Source organism: Paenibacillus sp. BK720 (assembly GCF_011761545.1).
Taxonomy (GTDB): Bacteria; Bacillota; Bacilli; order Paenibacillales; family Paenibacillaceae; genus Pristimantibacillus.
The window spans coordinates 1,031,692-1,049,637 of sequence record NZ_JAASRQ010000001.1 but is presented as its reverse complement, the minus strand read 5'-3'; the positions used below and the strand labels follow the sequence as shown (position 1 = coordinate 1,049,637).

Annotated in this window: 16 protein-coding genes and 1 other annotated feature; of the genes, 3 read left to right on the top strand and 13 right to left on the bottom strand. The window is 53.2% G+C overall.

Annotated elements, in window-relative coordinates:
- Nucleotides 1–19 precede the first annotated feature (19 nt).
- Nucleotides 20–1,276, bottom strand: coding sequence for a stage II sporulation protein P (locus FHT67_RS04525; protein WP_167196060.1), 1,257 nt, complete (start codon nucleotides 1,274–1,276; stop codon nucleotides 20–22).
- A 205-nt stretch (nucleotides 1,277–1,481) separates the two neighbouring features.
- A complete protein-coding gene (gene gpr / locus FHT67_RS04520; RefSeq protein WP_132304334.1) occupies nucleotides 1,482–2,489 on the bottom strand; it encodes a GPR endopeptidase in 1,008 nt (335 codons plus the stop codon).
- A gap of 216 nt (nucleotides 2,490–2,705) precedes the next feature.
- On the opposite strand from gpr, the gene rpsT reads away from it, so the two are divergent.
- Nucleotides 2,706–2,978, top strand: coding sequence for a 30S ribosomal protein S20 (rpsT, locus tag FHT67_RS04515; RefSeq protein WP_127496425.1), 273 nt, complete (start codon nucleotides 2,706–2,708; stop codon nucleotides 2,976–2,978).
- Between the two features lie 63 nt (nucleotides 2,979–3,041).
- Here rpsT and holA read toward each other — a convergent pair whose 3' ends face one another.
- The 7 genes from holA to FHT67_RS04480 form a co-directional block, all read right to left on the bottom strand.
- Entirely contained in the window at nucleotides 3,042–4,085 is a 1,044-nt protein-coding gene (holA, locus tag FHT67_RS04510) for a DNA polymerase III subunit delta (RefSeq protein ID WP_132304332.1), read from the bottom strand.
- Between the two features lie 243 nt (nucleotides 4,086–4,328).
- Nucleotides 4,329–5,408, bottom strand: coding sequence for an anti-sigma factor family protein (locus tag FHT67_RS04505; RefSeq protein WP_167196058.1), 1,080 nt, complete (start codon nucleotides 5,406–5,408; stop codon nucleotides 4,329–4,331).
- The gene (locus tag FHT67_RS04500) at nucleotides 5,405–5,953 is read right to left on the bottom strand and encodes an RNA polymerase sigma factor (RefSeq protein WP_015843796.1); all 549 of its coding nucleotides are present in this window, start codon (nucleotides 5,951–5,953) and stop codon (nucleotides 5,405–5,407) included. Before FHT67_RS04500 ends, FHT67_RS04505 begins: the two co-directional genes overlap by 4 nt.
- A 228-nt stretch (nucleotides 5,954–6,181) precedes the next feature.
- On the bottom strand, nucleotides 6,182–8,776 hold the full coding sequence (locus tag FHT67_RS04495; protein ID WP_165930579.1) for a ComEC/Rec2 family competence protein: 2,595 nt from the start codon (nucleotides 8,774–8,776) through the stop codon (nucleotides 6,182–6,184).
- Between the two features lie 87 nt (nucleotides 8,777–8,863).
- Nucleotides 8,864–9,394, bottom strand: coding sequence for a deoxycytidylate deaminase (locus tag FHT67_RS04490; protein WP_132304326.1), 531 nt, complete (start codon nucleotides 9,392–9,394; stop codon nucleotides 8,864–8,866).
- Nucleotides 9,395–9,501: 107 nt separating this feature from the next.
- Nucleotides 9,502–10,803: a homocysteine synthase gene (locus FHT67_RS04485; RefSeq protein ID WP_132304324.1), complete on the bottom strand. Its 1,302-nt coding sequence runs from the start codon at nucleotides 10,801–10,803 to the stop codon at nucleotides 9,502–9,504.
- Nucleotides 10,804–10,958: 155 nt separating this feature from the next.
- A complete protein-coding gene (locus FHT67_RS04480; protein ID WP_167196055.1) occupies nucleotides 10,959–11,501 on the bottom strand; it encodes a ComEA family DNA-binding protein in 543 nt (180 codons plus the stop codon).
- A gap of 90 nt (nucleotides 11,502–11,591) precedes the next feature.
- On the opposite strand from FHT67_RS04480, the gene comER reads away from it, so the two are divergent.
- Entirely contained in the window at nucleotides 11,592–12,431 is an 840-nt protein-coding gene (gene comER / locus FHT67_RS04475) for a late competence protein ComER (RefSeq protein WP_132304320.1), read from the top strand.
- Between the two features lie 47 nt (nucleotides 12,432–12,478).
- Here the strand turns inward: comER and leuS are convergent, their stop codons facing one another.
- From leuS to FHT67_RS04455, 4 genes are all read right to left on the bottom strand, one after another.
- Nucleotides 12,479–14,914: a leucine--tRNA ligase gene (gene leuS / locus FHT67_RS04470; protein WP_208403108.1), complete on the bottom strand. Its 2,436-nt coding sequence runs from the start codon at nucleotides 14,912–14,914 to the stop codon at nucleotides 12,479–12,481.
- 75 nt (nucleotides 14,915–14,989) lie between these two features.
- Nucleotides 14,990–15,205 (bottom strand) — a binding site (T-box leader).
- Nucleotides 15,206–15,280: 75 nt separating this feature from the next.
- Nucleotides 15,281–15,724 carry a DUF350 domain-containing protein gene (locus tag FHT67_RS04465; RefSeq protein ID WP_132304316.1) on the bottom strand — a complete coding sequence of 148 codons (444 nt, stop codon included), beginning with the start codon at nucleotides 15,722–15,724 and terminating at the stop codon, nucleotides 15,281–15,283.
- A gap of 14 nt (nucleotides 15,725–15,738) precedes the next feature.
- A complete protein-coding gene (locus FHT67_RS04460; RefSeq protein ID WP_132304314.1) occupies nucleotides 15,739–16,983 on the bottom strand; it encodes a glutathionylspermidine synthase family protein in 1,245 nt (414 codons plus the stop codon).
- 3 nt (nucleotides 16,984–16,986) lie between these two features.
- Complete coding sequence (locus tag FHT67_RS04455; protein WP_167196049.1) at nucleotides 16,987–17,313, bottom strand: aminotransferase yhxA; 327 nt, start codon at nucleotides 17,311–17,313, stop codon at nucleotides 16,987–16,989.
- A 133-nt stretch (nucleotides 17,314–17,446) separates the two neighbouring features.
- On the opposite strand from FHT67_RS04455, the gene FHT67_RS04450 reads away from it, so the two are divergent.
- Entirely contained in the window at nucleotides 17,447–17,902 is a 456-nt protein-coding gene (locus FHT67_RS04450) for an RNA helicase (protein WP_132304310.1), read from the top strand.
- Nucleotides 17,903–17,946: the final 44 nt, after the last annotated feature.

The following is a 17,946-nucleotide window of genomic DNA, read 5'->3' as shown; positions in this document are numbered from 1 at the left end:
GCCCTCGCCCGAAGCTTGATTATTTCGATGCGGATACCCTCTCCGCATCCCAGTAAATATCCGCAATGACTTTCGCCAATACATCCGCTGTCCGGTAGCTCTCGGCCAAGGTGTTGTCCACCCCGCCGATCTCGATCAATACGCTGTCTTCGGCTAGCGATTGGTTGTACTCGCCGTTGCCGGTTGCCGTGGTCTTGCCCAAGATCCCTCTGGAAAGCCCGGGATATCGCTTCTCCAGAACGTCGTGAATTTGGGTTGCGAATTCGGCGTTCTTTTTCCAGTTCGGGTTCTTGTGACCGATAATAAAATAGACTTGAGCGTAGCTTTTGCCGTTTATATCCACGGTAGTTGTTTTGCGTCTGCCCGAATCGCGGTGGATGTCGAAGAAAAATTTCAGCTTTTTATTGCTTGCGATAGCTTCCTGCACGGTTTTTTTCGAGTATTTGTATGAATAATTCCAATCGTAGCCCGGCACCGTCGTCGGGTAATCCTCATCCGAATGCGTAGTGCCCACGCCCAAATCCTCCAGCTTCTCGGCCAGACGTTCGCCTACCAGCGTAATGTTTTTGGAAGCCGAGTTGGCATCCCCGTTCTTGTCCGCAATCTCCGGATACCAGGATTCCCGGCTATGCGAGTGATAGATAAAGACCACCTTGTCTTTCCCCGTCGTATGCGATCCCGCATCATCCGGCGATTGCGTGGGTGTCGGTTTCTCCGTGGGAGTTGGCGTTGCCGCCGGCGGCTCCGGAGTATCCGCAGGCTCGTTGCCCCCGCCCGTATTGTCCGGACCATGGTCGTCGCCATTGGCTGAGCCCGTATCATCACCCGGAATCGGGATATTATCTTCCGGCCACACATTCGGATCCGTACCGACTCCTCCTGCGATTAGGAATGGCGAATCCGCATCCATACCCGGAATTTCACCGGCGACAAGGCTTCTTGGATCTCCAGGATTAACGTTCGTCATCAAACGGAGGATAAAGCTGCTGATCTGCGTGCCAGACAACTCCTCGCCCGATTTGGTGCTCTTGAACTGAGGCATCTCCATCTCTAGCATATCCCCAAAAAAACCGCTTGAAACAGATGCCGCGAAACCGGACATGGAAGATACCGGCGCGGCAAGCGAATGCTGCTGGGCCATCCCCGCTATCCCTATCGCCACGAAAAACAGCATGGAGCTTATCGACAACACCGCGAAGGTTTTTCCCGTTACAAGCAGCCGGCGAATCCGTTTGCTCCCGCGTGTCAGATCAAACAACATGATGGTTCTTTTCATTTCGAGTTCTACCTCCCGCTTCTTCGTTGCTCATCTGTTACTAATCTATGAGACAAGAAGGTTTGATAGAACCGAATCGAATTAATAGATTCGCGAGTTTTGATAGATTAAGAGATTCAGGCACACGTACATGGCTGCGCCGATCTTAGGAGGAATTAAAAAAAGCCCTTGAGGCCGCTTTCGCCCCAAGGACTTTGGATGAAGCTCAATGCGTATAAGCGGCAACGTTATCGGTGTCGACGGCCTCATGAAGGGAAGCGTTCAAGCCGCTTGCGATAATGTTGGCGATATCTTCAATAAACTCGTCGATTTCCTTCGGAGTCACAAGCAGATCATGACCAACCGGATTAAGCACTTCTTTGACAAGCTGCAGACGCTCCGCTTCGCCCATCTGGTTCATTAGACCAAAAATCTGATCGTTATTGGCGTTGTTCGCGGCCATATGGTTCCTCATCAGTTCAATCGTATGGTTCACGATCGTAGAGGCATATACAACCGTCGGAACGCCGATTGCAATAACCGGAATGCCCAAAATCTCCTTTGTCAGGCCTTTCCGTTTATTGCCGATCCCCGAGCCCGGATGAATGCCGATGTCCGCGATCTGAATCGTCGTGTTCACGCGGTCCAGGGATTTGGAAGCCAAAGCGTCAATCGCGATAATAACGTCGGGACGCGTTTTCTCCGCGATGCCCTGCACAATCTCGCTGGACTCGATGCCGGTAATCCCGAGTACGCCTGGAGCGACCGCGCTAACGGCACGGTATCCCGGCGCAACCTGATCCGGCATCAGCTCGAAGAAATGACGCGTAACCATTACGTTCTCTACGACTAGAGGGCCCAGCGCATCCGGCGTCACGTTCCAGTTGCCTAGTCCAACGATAAGCACCTTTGCCGTCTTGCCTATGCCAATCCGCTCCAGGAACGTCTCGAAATGCTTGGCGAAATGCGTAGCGACCCGGTCCTGGAGCTCGGTATCCTGCTTGCGGAGTCCTGGAACCTCAATCGTAACGTAGCGGCCCAACACTTTGCCGATCGCGCGGGAGCCCTGCTCATTCTGCACATGCAGATGAGTAATCGTGATGCCGTCATCTTCGGTCGTTTCCGAATGAATGCCCGGGATCGGGCCGCCCCCGCCAAGCTGCTCCGCGATTTCTTTTGCCTCAAGCGCCAGGTCGGTTCGAATGTTATACTGCTGCAAATCAAGTTCGGTCATCTATCCATTCTCCCTTCAAAGCCATGCCATTCTCTCCAGCTTATTGTTCGCAAGGGAGACAATTTCATACTTTTGCCCTGATGAGCAAAAATGGCAGGACAGGCTCGCTATTGCTTTTCATGAGAGTGCATGGTAATATATTTTAAGTTGTGTTACCTAGACTTACCGCGTACGCTTTTTGTTTGCTTACGCAAACTTTGTAGGAGGTGAAACTCGATGCCAAACATTAAATCCGCAATTAAACGCGTTAAAACGAGCGAAAAACGCCGCGCTTTGAACGCTTCCCAAAAATCCGCGCTTCGTACGGCTGTTAAATCTGCTGACCAAGCTATCGCTGGCACTGATGTAGAAGCAGCTAAAGCTGCTCTGGTCGCTGCAACGAAAAAATTGGACAAAGCGGTTACTAAAGGCCTGATTCATAAAAATGCGGCTTCCCGCAAAAAATCTCGTCTTGCTAAAAAGCTGAACGCTCTGTCGGCTCAAGCTTAATAAACCGCAAACAAATGAACGGCTTCGCTTAGGCGAAGCCGTTTTTGATTGGTCATTATTCGTTTATCTGACGCCTTGTCCTTGCTGAACGCCTAAGGACAGCAGGAATAGCTCCAGTCCCAGCGTCTTATCGATAGCGCCTGTTTTCATTTTATAATCCAGATCCGCTATATCGCTAAGCAGGGCGCCAAGCCGTGCGACTTTAAACTTCTGGCTTTTCTCGGCGGCAAGCTTAACCGCGTACGGGTGAAGTCCGATCTGCCCCGCCATTTGCTGCGGCGAATACCGATTCTGCTCGAGTTCCTTGATTTGAAGCATAATTCGAAGCTGCCTTGCGATTAACGCGGCAATCTTGATCGGTTCTTCCCTTCTGACGAGCAATGCCCGGTACAGCTTGAGCGAGCGGTCAACCTGCAGGCTCGCGATGGCATCCACCAGCGCAAATACATCCTCCTCGACGGTAGAGGCCGTCAGCAGCTCCGTTTCTTGAACGCCTATAACCCCGCCTTCGCCGGCATGCAGGCATAGCTTGTCCACTTCAATAGCGAGCTGCTGCATATTCGCTCCGGTTCGCACAAGCAATAGATCCGCCGCATCGGCCGTCATGGTCCGCTTCTGTTCCTCCGCGCGCTTGACTACCCAGCGTCTCAGCTCGGCTGCATCGAGCTCCTGAAAAGCGATAAGCGCATCGCGGTCCTTCAGCATCTTCACCAGCTTGCGCCGCTCGTCCAGCTTTTCCGCATTAATAATGAACAACATAACCGTTGTCTCGGACGGGATGTCCAAATAATGCTGCAGCCGGTCCGTCTTATGATCCAGCTTGCCGCCTTCTTTGCCCCCGGCAGCGAATACAACCGAATCGCGGACAATAACCAGCTTGCGCTCCACAAAGAAAGGCAATGTCTCCGCTTCCAGCGCCGCCTCTTCGATCAACGTCTCCGACGTATCGAACTTGACTACGCCAAGCTCACGCTCATCCGGCGTAAACATCGCTTCCGTTAACGTCTCCGTAAACTGGCCGATCCGGTAGCGGTCCTTGCCGTATATCACATATGCGGGACGGAACTTCCCCGCTTTAATCTCCTTCAACGCCTCTTTCGCTTCCATGCTTCACCTCTCCCTGTCCTTCACTGCATCCTGCGGCATTCGCTGAACAGCAACAAAGGGATGGGCTTCTTAGGCCTCATCCCTTTGTCCCTGAACATCTATATAAACATCTGCAGGCAGGCCCATGGTACCGCCCTGTAGATGGTCATACTTTTGATCAAGGCTCACGTTAACTTTTCATTTGTATATCATACGCAAATGAAGAATAAAGTGTGCGAATAGCAGCGGTAAAAATGTCTTGAATTAATGTGCCGCCTTCGATTCGGTCTTTGTTGCCAAATCAATGACATAACGCTCCATGCCGCCGGATTCCAATTGAATCTCGTAGGTAAGCTGCTTGCTGTCGGCCGACCATTCAAGATTGGCGATCTGGCCGTTTCTTCGTTCGGAATCGTAAACGGACTCGCCACCCTCTTCCCCGGTCTTGTAAATATGAATCAGGTATCCGACGGCCTTAGCGGTATAGCTGCCATCCGGCGATGCCGCTTCAAGCGGCGCAGGCACAAATCCTGCTATGCCCTGATTCGGCTCACCGCCTTCCTTGCTGTCTGGGTTAGGCAAGCTCACGGAAGGAGCTTCGCTGGTCGAGGCCCCTTTGTTGCCGGATGCGGGCTCGTTGCCGCCCCCCGAGCTGTCCCCTTGATTAGCAGCAGCTCCGCCGGCATTCGAATCGGAAATCCCGAGGTCCTTTTCCGTCGTCACGTGGTAATCTTCGTTGCCCGATGGGTCTGCCGCAGATGCAGATTGATCATTCGGATCAATAGATTCCGTGTTTACATGAGCTTTTCCAGTGTCGTTGGCATTGTTGGCATAAGGCTGAACGTCTTTGAACTGTCTTTGCACGTCAAACGAACTGGATGACGTGTCGGCAGCAGCCGTTTCCGCCTTATCCGAATCAAAGCTATTCGAAGATGACGGGAATAAACCCGCATTATAAGATACAAGGAATAAACCGGCAGCTACGCTAGCCGCGATAATTCCCGTTATCGCCCGGAAGCGCAGCTGATGCCGTTCCTTGGCGCGGCGCTTCGTTTGCTGCGTTGGCGCAGGGACGGCAGCCGGAGCCATCTCCACCGCAGCCGCCTCCGGCTGCCGGAATGGCCCGATTTCTTCAAGCTGGGGCAAAATAGCGTCTACCAGACTGTACTTTGGCATGACATGAGGCAGATTTCCCAGCTCATCGGACAGTTTTTTCAGCCGCTCAAACATTGCTGCACAGTCCGGACAATGTCTCGTATGATTCATCAAGATCTCATTTTCATGTTCATCCAAATCGCCGTCTAGCTGACGGTTCATGTATTCGATCACCTCTTGACAAGTCATCCCCGGACACCACCTTTCTGATAATCATGTAGTAAAGTTTGAAGCTGCTGCCTAGCTCGGAATAAGTAGGATTTGACCGTATTTAATGGCAGATCAAGCGAGTCAGCGATTTCGTTATAAGAGAAATCCTGCAAATACCGCAGTACAACTACCGCCCGGTGATGCTCCGGCAACTTGTCTATTGCCTTGCGGATGTCTTGAACGGCGTAAGCCGACATAACCTCGTCCTCGACATTCTGTTTCTCCCGGAATACCATCTCATGCTCGTCTATCGATACGGTTGGCTTGCTTCTTCTAAACTTATCTATACAAATATTCGTTACAATTCGTTGAATCCACGTTTTGAACTGGGCCTTCTCTTCGTAGGAGCCGATTTTCGTATATATGCGGATTAACGCTTCCTGCGCCGCATCCATCGCATCCTGTTCGTTATTCAATATATAATAGGCTGTCCGGTAAACATGGGTTTCAATCTCTCGCAACAGAGTTATTAAAGCATCCCGATCTCCTGACTGAGCGGCTCTAATAAGGCCAGGCTCTACCACGAAGGATCCCCCTCTCTTGCAACCTCTCTGACGAGCGCGTTGCATAAATTGTTGCACATCTAAAATGAAAAACCTCTAATTTTTTAATTGAAAAAGTAGAAAACTCCAACCTAAAGGATAACAAAAAAATGGAACCCCGTATATAGGTAGTTCCTAGTGAGTTAGGTTGAAAGAAGCATTTTGGCAGGATACAAGATCAGGAATAAAGGCACTTTCGGTCTAGTCTTCCTAATTCTTCCTGATCGTTTGTTCATATATTCCAGACCTATCCACTTTATAGCGGATTTCACCGTCCCGGTCCGTTCGAAAGGTGGTAACGTCTTGCTCCTGCAAACGCTTCAGCACATCCGGGTGCGGATGCCCGTACGTATTGGCTGCTCCGACGGAAATAGCGGCCTGAAGCGGCTTCCAAAAGCGCAGCCATTCCTCCGAGGTGGAATACTTGCTGCCGTGATGCGCGATCTTCAGGACATCAACCCGGCTTGCCATGGAGGAGACGGATGGCGATAAAACCGCATTTTGATCCCGCATACGCGCTATTATAGCAGATTCGGCCGTGCTGCTAATATCCCCCGACAGCAAAAAGGCAGATTGATAGATCTTCATCCACAACACAACGCTGTCGTCGTTCTGATCCTCAATAACCGGAACTCCTTCACCGGCAGCCGGGGGCCATAAAACGGTTAGTTCCGTGTCGGCATCCAGCTTCCACTGTTTCCCGGTTTCGGCGCGGTAGAGCGGAATCCCCTTGCGCACGGCTGTCCGAAGGATGCCTTCCGCATCCTCGGCATGCTTTACGCTTCCATTCCATATGATCGCACGCACGGGAATCGCATCCAGCACCGCCTGCAAACCGCGGATATGGTCGCTGTCCAGATGAGACAGCACAAGGAGATCGAGGGAATGAACGCCGCGCTTCATTAATAATGGAACAACAACTTTGCTCCCCACCTCGAACGGGTCGCTTCGTTCCTTCCATTCCTCGCCGGCTTTCCGAAAGCTTAACGTTCCCCCGCCATCAATTAGAATCCTCTTTCCATGAGCCGTACGGATGTAAATCGAATCGCCTTGTCCAACGTCAAGCACATCAACTTCGGCCGCGCTTTTCAGCAAGTCCGGAGAATAGGCGTAGAACAATAAGCCTGCACCAGCTAAAAGGGCAAGACTTAATCCGGTTGACCGCCTCCTCCAGACCGGCAGCTTCCGCCCCTCCAGCAGCTCCCAAATTGGAGCGGCATCCAGCCCACCGGCTGCCGCTGTCTCTTGCAAGGGCAATGTCTCGTCTTGATGCGCCGAGTCAGCCGCTGGCGCCGCCGGGAGCAGCCTGCATAGGACGGCAAGCGCCAAATACCAGGCCGCAATCCACCATAACGGAGGCGTTGCCCAGACGGTGCGGACGGCTTCCGCATCCCCTAGCCAGCTAACGAGGAGGAACGTCCACTCGTTTGCGTACACGCTGACAGCCGCCAGCAGTTGACCGCCAAGCGGCCATAGCAGGCCAAGGATCAGCGCAACCGCCCCTATCGGCATCACGATAAAACTAATGAACGGCACCAGGACCAGATTGGCGGGAATCGAGAGCAAGTGAAATTGGTTAAAGTAGTAGACCGTCAACGGGAAGGATACCGCCTGCGCCACAACCGTCACGACGAGCAAATCAAGGAGAGACTTCCCTTTGCGCCAATCCGGCATCGCCCGCCTCACCGGCGGCACGAACAGAATCAGCCCTGCCGTGACGGCAAAGGACAATTGGAAGCCTACGTCCTCAATAAAGGAAGGATTCCAGATCAGCATTCCAACCGCTGCGGCAGCAAGCAGATGCAAACCGTCCTTGAGCTTATCCATCCGTGCGGCAAGAAGGGCCAGCATCGTCATGAGCCCTGCCCTTACGACGGAAGGCGACGAGCCGGAGAGAAGCACATAAAAAGGGACGGCCGCAATCAAGGTAACCAGCAGCCGTTCCCGGGTCAAACGCAGCAGCCGCAGAATTGCTCCAAGCGCGTAAACGAATACGGCCACGTGAAGGCCCGAAATGGCCAATATATGAGTAAGTCCCAGCCGGGAAAACTGCTGGAACTGCTCCGGGTCCAGGTCCTCGCGAATGCCGAGGACCAGCCCCTTCATGTACCCGGACTGGTCGGCCGGGTACAATTGCTCCATCCGCGCGCCAAGCCAGTCGCGCGCGGCATCGACGCGGCCGAGCACGGCGGCCGCGGTCCAGCCCGGGCCCGGCGCCGCCTGGACGGCGCCGATGCCCTTGACCTTGAGCAGCCAGTGGATATGCTGGCTGCTTTCCAGATAGCGGCGGTAATCGAAGCCGCCGCTGTTGGATGCGCCAGCCGGCCGCGCAAGCTCGCCGGCGAGGCGCACCTTGTCGCCGCGGTGCCACGCGGCGGCGACCTCTTGGTGCGGCCGCTCCGCAAGCCGCACCTGAACAAGCAGGCGCTCGCGGATCTTGCGCGGCGCCGCTTCGCCACTCACGCGGACGGCATCGGCCGTCACGCGGAACATCGCGCGGTCGCCGTCGACCTCTACCGCGGACACAATCGTGCCGGTCACTTCCGCTTCATGGGAATCGCCCGGCAAATCCAGCGCGCTGGCGTTGCGGACATCGGCCCACATCCGCTCGCCGGCCGCAAGCATGCAGCCGATCAGGCACACCACGGCAAGCCGCCTTGTCGATTGCCCAAGCAACGCAAGCGCAAGAAGTAGGACCGCGGCTGAACATAGCGCCAGCGCTGTTCCAACGCTGCTAAGATGAGCGGCCATGCCGCTTCCCGCAATCCAGAATACGGCAAACCATACTAAAGGCCGTCTATTCACGGCCATCCCTCCTTCAAACAAAAAAAGAACCTCCGGACGCATCAAAATCAGATGCATGCAGAGGTTCTTCCCCATTCGCTTATTTAATTAGGATATGACCTTCATACTCGCCTGCGGCGGCGGCTCGTAATCCGTCAGCGTACGGAATACAATGCCTTTCTGGCTCATAAGCAGGCTTACCTTGTCGCTATCCTTCGGATAACCGCGATGGAACACGATTTCCTTCACGCCGCTGTTCGCCAGCATGTTCGCGCAGGTCCAGCAAGGCTGATCGGTTACGTATACCGTGGAGCCTTCCCGGTCGGCACGGTCCGTAAAGAGCAGCAGATTCTGCTCCGCGTGAATCGTGCGGATGCAGCGCTGTTTTTTGACCATTTGCTCCTGACCGTCGTCGCCGATTCTAGTCTCCCACTCCTCCGTAATCATGCAGCCTGCTTCCGAGCAGTCCTGCACGCCCATCGGAGCGCCGTTATAGGCGGTTCCCAGCAGCTTCTTGCCCTGCACAAGCACCGATCCGACATGACGTCGGGGACAACGCGAGCGTGTAGACACCATATAGGCGATATCCATAAAATACGTGTCCCAGTCTTTGCGTGAAGCATCCTGTGCTTCTGACATGTCTTCCACTCCTTTTTCTTTTGCCCGGACAGCTTCCGTCAGACCCCTCAAGAAGGGAATCCGACGGATCTGCCTCTATCTAGATGTATATAGACGATAAAGATGAATTAGTTCGATTGACTTGCGCGCAAGGCTTGATCCAGATCGGCCAAAATATCTCTGATGCCTTCCGTTCCGATCGACAAACGGATCAGCCCGGCCGTTACGCCAGCCGCTTCCTGCTCGGCAGCCGACAGCTGCTGGTGGGTTGTGCTTGCAGGATGAATGATTAGCGACTTCGAGTCGCCGACATTCGCCAAATGCGAGAACAGCTTCACGGAATTGATCACCTTTTTGCCGGCATCCACGCCGCCTTTAATGCCAAAGGTCAGAATCGCGCCTTGACCGTCCGGCAAGTATTTCTTAGCCAGCTCGTACGATGGATGGCTCTCGAGCCCCGGATAGCTTACCCATTCCACCGCCTCATGCGATTCAAGAAACCGCGCAACCTTCAAGGCGTTCGAGCTATGGCGCTCCATCCGCAGATGCAGGGTTTCGAGACCTTGCAGCAGCAGGAACGAGTTGAACGGCGACAGGGCAGCGCCCATGTCACGCAATAATTGTACCCTAGCTTTAATAATATAAGCAATTGGACCAACCGCATCCGTGTATACAACGCCGTGATAGCTAGGATCCGGAGTAGTCAAACCCGGGAATTTGCCGCTTGCTTTCCAGTCGAAGCGGCCGCCGTCCACAATAACGCCGCCAATCGACGTACCGTGACCGCCAATGAATTTGGTTGCGGAATGAACCACGATATCCGCGCCATGCTCAATCGGACGGAGAAGATAAGGGCTTGGGAACGTATTGTCCACGATAAGCGGAATGCCGTTCTCGTGAGCAATCGCCGCTACCGCTTCGATATCAAGAATATCGCCCTTCGGATTGCCTACCGTTTCCGCATACAAAGCTTTCGTGCGTTCCGTAATCGCCGCGCGGAAATTTTCGGGATTCGACGGATCCACGAACTTGACTTGAATGCCAAGCTTAGGCAAGGTTGTCGAGAACAGATTGTATGTACCCCCGTACAGGCTGGTTGCGGATACGATTTCGTCTCCCGCTCCCGCGATATTCATAATCGAATACGTAATCGCAGCTTGTCCGGACGCAACGGCGAGCGCAGCGGGCGCTCCTTCCAGCTCGGCGACGCGCTTCTCGAAAACATCCGTTGTCGGATTCATCAAGCGGGTATAAATGTTGCCGAATTCCTGAAGCGAGAACAGGTTGGCTGCATGATCCGTGTCACGGAAGCCGTAAGAGGTCGTCTGGTAAATCGGAACCGCCCGGGAAAACGTGGTCGGGTCGATCTCCTGCCCGCCGTGGACAGCCAATGTGTCGAGCGAACGTTTGTTTTGTTCTTGATTCGTCATGTGCAACAACTCCTTGATTTATGGGGTGGACATGCTTCAACCACTTCAAAGCAAACGGCTCGGTTTTGGTTGTCCAATCAAATCGAACTTCATGCCCGAATATGGTCATATAGGCCTGGGAAAACCTCCCTGCGCCTTGTCCCATTCTCTCATAATCAAGGCGATGCGACAACGCTATCTTTTATTCCGGCAAGCAGCTTGCTGCCTATTCCTTTCACCCGGAGAAGATCTTCCGCCGATGAAAAAGGACCGTTCTGTTCCCTGTCGGCGATAATGGCCTGCGCTTTGGCCGGACCAATTCCTTTCAGCGTATCCAGCTGCTCGGCTGTTGCCCGGTTAATGTCAAGCTTGCCTGACGACGGGAGTTCTTCGTCCCCTCCCGCTTCTCCTGCGCGAACCTCCGCTTGAACACTCCCCGGCGGGGTACTCGGCATCCCCGATTCGCCGTCCTTTGGTTTATCGGTCAGTTCCGCGTTTTGCGCTCCCGCTTCCGGTTCTCCCTGCATTTGCAGAGCAGCGCCAACCTCCCGGTTCAACTGCACCCATTCATCGGGCGCTTTCTCCTTTGGCTGCGCAAAGGCTGCAGCCAGCAGCACGACTGCGGAAGCTATGAGTATTAGAGGGATGATTAATTTGCTTCTATTCGAATTCGTTCGACGACCTTGGGGGAGACGGGCCATTAACAACACTCCTTTCATCAAAAAAAGGGGATTTTTAGCATTTTCCTGTCATATAAGGCAAGTCTTGAGGAATAGGTTAAAAGAGCAAATCTGTTAGGAGGGCTGAGCATGAATGTCGGATTCATTGGGACGGGCGCGATGGGTAGCCTGCTGATCGAAGCCTTCGTCGCATCTGGAGCACTCGACCCGTGTCAGATCGTAATCAGCAACCGCACCTACGCCAAGGCCCAGGCGCTTGCTGAACGATATCCCGGAATGAGAGCCGAGCGTTCGAATGCAAGCACCGCAAGCGTTAGCGACATTTTGTTTTTATGCGTCAAACCGCTTGAATATAAGAAAGTGATCGACGATCTTCTGCCGGTCCTGCGGCCGGATCAGCTTCTTATATCCATTACGAGTCCGGTTCTGATCGGGCATCTGGAAGAGCTTTTGCCCTGTAAAATCGCAAAAGTGATTCCAAGCGTCACCAACCTCGTCTGGAGCGGAGCTACCTTATGCATCTACGGCTCCCGTATTACGGAAGAGGATCAGGCTCTTATCGAAGATATGCTTGCCTTCATCAGCGAGCCGCTCCCCATCGAGGAGCCCTATACCCGAATCGTATCCGACCTTTCCAGCTGCGGACCCGCCTTTTTCGCTTATCTGGTCGAGCAGTTCGTTGATGCGGCCGTATGCGAAACGGGAATCAGCCGCGAGGATGCGGTCAGCGTTGCAAGCAACATGCTGCTTGGCACGGGACTTCTGCTGACGGAAGGCGGGTTATCCCCGGAAGATATCCAGAAGAGAGTAGCGGTTCCGGGAGGTATTACGGCACAGGCCCTGCAGCTGCTGAATCGCGAGCTTGACGGCACCTTCAACCGGCTGATCCGGACGACGCATAAAAAATTCGACGAAGACGTCGCCAAAATAAATACCGCTTTCTACGGCGAAGAGGTGAACGGACAGTAGCACAATATGTGCTGCTGGCCCGCTCACCTCTTCTTTTTATCTGCTATTTAGTTCGCTACGATGTTAACGAGCTTGCCCTTTACAACGACCACTTTGCGGATCGTTTTGCCTTCTATCAGTTCCTTCACTTTATCCATGTCTTTGGCGAGGCCTTCCATCTCTGCTTCCGCCGTATCGGCTGCAATGGAAACGCGCTCGATAATTTTACCGTTCACCTGCACGACGATTTCTACTTCATCGTCCACGGTCAATGCTTCTTCGTAAGAAGGCCATTGCTCGTAAGTGATGGAGCCCGTTCCGCCCAGCTTCTCCCACAGCTCTTCCGCGATATGCGGAGCCAGCGGGGACAGCATTTGCAGGAAGTTCTTCATCGCTTCAACCGGCAGAACATCCGTTTTGTAGGCTTCGTTAACGAAAATCATCAACTGGCTGATCGCGGTGTTAAAGCGCAGGTTCTCGAAATCATCGGTCACCTTCTTGATGGAACGGTGCCAGGTTTGCTTGAACGCTTTTGTTGTTTCGCCGTCGCTTGTGATCTTCGCGTTTACGCTGCCGTCCTCGCTGACGAACAAGCGCCATACGCGGCTCAAGAAGCGGTAAGTGCCTTCTACGCCGTTCGTGTTCCAAGGCTTCGTCGCTTCCAAAGGTCCCATGAACATTTCGTACATGCGGAGCGTATCCGCACCGAATTCGTTCACGATATCATCCGGGTTAATGACGTTGCCGCGCGATTTGGACATTTTCTCGTTATTCGTGCCCAGAATCATGCCTTGGTTAACCAGCTTGTGGAACGGCTCTTTCGTATTTACGACGCCAAGATCGTAGAGCACTTTGTGCCAGAAGCGCGCATAGAGCAAGTGAAGCACCGCATGCTCCGCGCCGCCGATGTACAGGTCAACCGGCAGCCATTCCTTCTGCTTCTCCGGCGAGCAGATCTCGTTCTCGTTCTTCGGATCGATAAAGCGCAGATAGTACCAGCAGCTTCCCGCCCATTGCGGCATGGTGTTTGTCTCGCGCCGCGCTTTCATGCCTGTTTCCGGATCAATCGTGTTTACCCACTCCGTAACGTTCGCAAGCGGGGATTCACCGGTGCCGGATGGCTTGATCGCATCCACTTCCGGCAATACAAGCGGCAGCTGATCAACGGGAACCGGCTTCATGGTGCCGTCTTCCAAGTGCAGAATCGGAATCGGCTCGCCCCAGTAGCGCTGGCGGCTGAACAGCCAGTCGCGCAGACGGTAAGTGACCTTGCCGTGCCCTTTGCCCGTGCCTTCCAAATGCTCGATCATCGTTTTGATCGCGTCTTCGTTGTTCAAACCGTTCAGGAAGTCGGAATTGACGTGTGGGCCGTCGCCTGCATAAGCCTCTTTCGTTACATCGCCGCCTTGAACCACTTCAAGGATTGGCAGATCGAACTGCTTCGCAAACTCCCAGTCGCGGGTATCGTGGCCCGGTACCGCCATGATTGCGCCCGTTCCGTAACCGGCGAGCACGTAGTCGGCAATCCAGATTGGCGTCTTCGCGCCATTAACCGGATTGATCGCGTAAGCGCCCGTAAATACGCCTGTTTTGTCCTTCGCAAGGTCGGTACGCTCCAGATCGCTCTTGCGAGCGGCTGCTTCCTTGTACGCCTCGACCGCTTCGGCTTGGTCAGCCGTCGTGATTTTTGCAACCAGCTCATGCTCGGGAGCCAGTACGCAGTAGGTTGCGCCAAACAGCGTATCCGGACGCGTTGTGAATACAACAAGCGATGCGTCGTGACCGTCAATGGAGAAGGTTACTTCGGCGCCGGTCGATTTGCCGATCCAGTTGCGCTGCATGTCTTTGATGCTCTCCGACCAGTCGAGCTCTTCCAGATCCTCGAGCAAGCGCTCGGCGTATTCCGTAATCTTCAGCATCCATTGGCGCATCGGCTTGCGGATAACCGGATGGCCGCCGCGTTCGCTAAGGCCGTCGATGACTTCTTCGTTCGCCAGAACGGTACCCAGCGCAGGACACCAGTTAACCGGTACTTCCGCCACATAAGCAAGGCCTTTGTTATACAATTGGATAAAGATCCATTGCGTCCATTTATAGTAATCCGGATCCGTCGTGCTGAATTCGCGGTCCCAGTCGTACGAGAAGCCCAGCGATTTAATCTGGCGGCGGAAATTGTTGATGTTCTCCACCGTAATCTCGCGCGGGTGGCGACCCGTTTGCAAAGCGTATTGCTCCGCCGGCAGGCCGAACGCGTCCCAGCCCATCGGATGAAGGACGTTGTAGCCGCGCATCCGTTTGTAACGGGATACGATGTCCGTAGCCGTGTAACCTTCCGGATGACCTACGTGCAGGCCCGCGCCGGACGGATAAGGGAACATGTCAAGGGCGTAAAATTTTTTCTTGCCCGGATCTTCCGTTGTTGCGAACGTTTTGTTCTCATCCCAGTACTTCTGCCATTTCGGCTCTACCACGAGCGGGTTGTAGCCTTGAAATTCCTGACTCATCATCATTTCCTCCTAAAAAGTGTGCACGCGAGCGCATCACCGACATAAAAAAACTCCCGCCCCTAGCGTATTATCGCTAGGGACGAGAGATTATTCCCGTGGTACCACCCTAGTTAACGTCCGGCATGCTTTGCCTTCCGTTCACTCATTGCCTTTAACGCCGGCTAATCGTTGCGCGATTACGCAAAAGCTCCAAGGCGAGATTCACATCGCTGCAGGTCCGGCTTGCACCATCCGCCGGCTCTCTTAGCCTTGCTCCGCGATATTACTGCTCCTCTTCAACGCCGTTAAGTATAGAAAAACATGGTTAGACCCGATTATAACGCCAGGGACTCAACTTGTCAAGATATGAGGTTATTTATCAAGCTAGCCGAGCAGCTCCGGATTATAAGTAAGGCATCCGGCAATAACCATGCCCACGCTGCACGAAATAAGCAAGATAAGAATGCCTACCGCGATGTTGTTTTGCTCAATCGATTTGAAGATGGTCACATTTACTTTGAGCCCTTTGCCGAATAAATAAGTAATCAGCTCCGTCAAGTAGTAGAGGATTACTAGCGCAACGATCCCGATTGCGCCCCATAGCAGCATATCGGAGAGCGACACCGAGTTTTCCGCAGCCGCCCGTATGACGATGGCGAGACCTGCCAGCCTGCCGCCAAGCGACAAGGCCGCCGAAGCATTCCCTTTGAATATAAGGGCGAATTCCTTATTTTTGGTGGTCAATTCGAACAAGAGAAGCCCTGCTATCATAATCGCAAAGCCCGTCAATGAATAAAGCAAGAAATCCACGTATAAATTAGTGTCCATTGCACATTAGCTCCTCACTCTGATTTAGTAATGCCAACCGGCATGAAATAAGATAAATTATCCGTAATCGGGCTGCCAATCCGAATGCCTATGGCACCGGCTTTTCCCCCGACCAGAAAACTTCCGTACATGTATGAGCCCTCACGTTCTCCCTTTTCCGTCCGGAATGCAGCTGTGGGCAGCTCTACGTATTCCTGATAGACCGGAAGGTAATGTGCGTAAGAATTATGTTTATCCTCTGCCGCTAACGTCCCGTCGCCATCGAAAATTTTCACCGTATCCCCTTCGCGCCCAAACGCCGGTTTCATTACGTATTTCGTCCGCTCTTTAAGAAAGCGGTCCGGCTCCAGATAGGTCGGCAGAAAATACTCTCCGATCCAACGCTGCTCCTCTTCCGTAAAGAATGGACTCCTTTCTTCATGCAAGCCCCAAATAATAGCCTGGACCGCCTTGGATTGGAGAAGGAACGCAGACGGCGGGTTAATGACCGCGAGCTTCTTCCGTTCGATAAGCTCCAGCAGCCACAGTCCGATCGGATTTCCTTCTTCGTCTTCATCCTCAATAAAATTCTCCACCGGGAAGGTCTGGCGGTACAGAACGTGAATGCGATTTCCCTCCCCATCGTACAACCCGATATGCCGGATAATTTGAAGCTGGTCAAGCGGAACAAAGGTCGAAGGCAACGGCAGTAAGCTCTGTAAGTAAAGAGCCGTGCTCGCGTCTTCCACGTTATCTCCATGCGCCGTAAACGCAACATGAGGAGCAATCGGATCGTCCCCGAGATATTCCAGACTTTCGATAACCGCTTTCTCGACCGCAAACGCAAGCTGCGTCTCATAGCCCTTATTCGGGTTATGGCGGTCAAAGGCTTCGCATACCAGGCCGTTCACATGGTGGAGCTCCTTGATAAAAGTAGGAGTATCCGAATTGATCTCCATGCATTTGTACGTATCTCCTGCCTTCACCAAATCCAGCCTGGCGATCACGCTTTCGACCGATAAGCTTCTCATTCTTAGGTAAGACAAGGTTGCGCGCGGAAAACCAAGCATCAGCAAAGTCTCGTCATCCACGGTGCGAAGCAATTGGGCGGCCTTGCAAAAAATATGGCCGATCCGGTTCGTCGATTCGCGAATCTTATGAACCTCTTCCTTCGTTACATCGTATAGGTCATAGAGGGAATACTCCTCGCCGTACAAATCTGCCCAATACCCTTCAATCCCGGAATAAAACGCGCTTCTCTCTTCGGCGAAATCCTTCACGGCTTAGCCTCCGCTAATGGAGCTGCCTTTGCCAAAGCCGGAGCTCGTTTTGCCGGATACGCTGGATTTATAAGCAGAATAGGCACTGCTTTTTTGCAGGGCGGACCGGGACGAATAATAACTGTTGCCATAGTAATAATTCCGGTAGTAAGAGGAGCTGGAATCGTCGCAGCGGTATACGCCGTTTTTGCTGTCCCACTCCCAGTCCCTGCATTGGCTGTCCGTTGGCTGAGCGGTTCTCGGATAAGTCGTCGATTGACCGCAGCCTGCCAGGGCGGCAGCCATTGCAACGGCAGAGACGCCAAGCATTGCTTTTTGAGTTAAATTCATAGACTAGCATCCTCCAAGCTTCATAGTTCCTATAAAGTTATATCATATTTTGATAGGAATGCAGCAGGAAAAGTTAATGTTTCCATAAAATGATGGTATGATATTGAAATCATTTTGATTCGGAGTGAATGAGATGAATAAATTAACGTATTTTGTGGACAAAGGATTTAATGAATACGAGCCGTTGATGGAGTACCCTTCCGCTAATGTCGGGATCGATGAGATGTATGCCCGTCAATTGTGCACCTACCTGATTGCAAACGGAGTTCAATACGAATTAACCTCAAACGAAATGCAGGAAAAGGAAGAGATGCTGATCGTCAAGCGAATCGGGCCGAACGAAAATTACGGAGACGAATCGAACTACCGGGGACGCGGCATTTATATCGAATTCAGAAAGCCGAGCGAACGGGGACGCAAGCTGACCGAGATCCGCAGCGCCAGCCATTACGAGGTCATCCGCTACTTGCTGAAGGATATCGTAGACGTTCCGGGCTATGGTCCGATGTTTACGACATCAACCGAAATTGACGAGGACCGGGGCTGTTACGTGGTTTACGTCCGCGGCATGAACGAGCCGGAGGATTAGGTGAAACGGCTGTCGCCGTCCTTGGCGGAGCTCCAATTAAAAAA

Bases quoted from the DNA above. Each gene is read 5' to 3' on its own strand.
- FHT67_RS04525 (WP_167196060.1), bottom strand. From the start codon at position 1,276: ATGAAAAGAACCATCATGTTGTTTGATCTGACACGCGGGAGCAAACGG.
- gpr (WP_132304334.1), bottom strand. From the start codon at position 2,489: ATGACCGAACTTGATTTGCAGCAGTATAACATTCGAACCGACCTGGCG.
- rpsT (WP_127496425.1), top strand. From the start codon at position 2,706: ATGCCAAACATTAAATCCGCAATTAAACGCGTTAAAACGAGCGAAAAA.
- holA (WP_132304332.1), bottom strand. From the start codon at position 4,085: ATGGAAGCGAAAGAGGCGTTGAAGGAGATTAAAGCGGGGAAGTTCCGT.
- FHT67_RS04505 (WP_167196058.1), bottom strand. From the start codon at position 5,408: ATGACTTGTCAAGAGGTGATCGAATACATGAACCGTCAGCTAGACGGC.
- FHT67_RS04490 (WP_132304326.1), bottom strand. From the start codon at position 9,394: ATGTCAGAAGCACAGGATGCTTCACGCAAAGACTGGGACACGTATTTT.
- FHT67_RS04485 (WP_132304324.1), bottom strand. From the start codon at position 10,803: ATGACGAATCAAGAACAAAACAAACGTTCGCTCGACACATTGGCTGTC.
- FHT67_RS04480 (WP_167196055.1), bottom strand. From the start codon at position 11,501: ATGAAAGGAGTGTTGTTAATGGCCCGTCTCCCCCAAGGTCGTCGAACG.
- comER (WP_132304320.1), top strand. From the start codon at position 11,592: ATGAATGTCGGATTCATTGGGACGGGCGCGATGGGTAGCCTGCTGATC.
- leuS (WP_208403108.1), bottom strand. From the start codon at position 14,914: ATGAGTCAGGAATTTCAAGGCTACAACCCGCTCGTGGTAGAGCCGAAA.
- FHT67_RS04465 (WP_132304316.1), bottom strand. From the start codon at position 15,724: ATGGACACTAATTTATACGTGGATTTCTTGCTTTATTCATTGACGGGC.
- FHT67_RS04455 (WP_167196049.1), bottom strand. From the start codon at position 17,313: ATGAATTTAACTCAAAAAGCAATGCTTGGCGTCTCTGCCGTTGCAATG.
- FHT67_RS04450 (WP_132304310.1), top strand. From the start codon at position 17,447: ATGAATAAATTAACGTATTTTGTGGACAAAGGATTTAATGAATACGAG.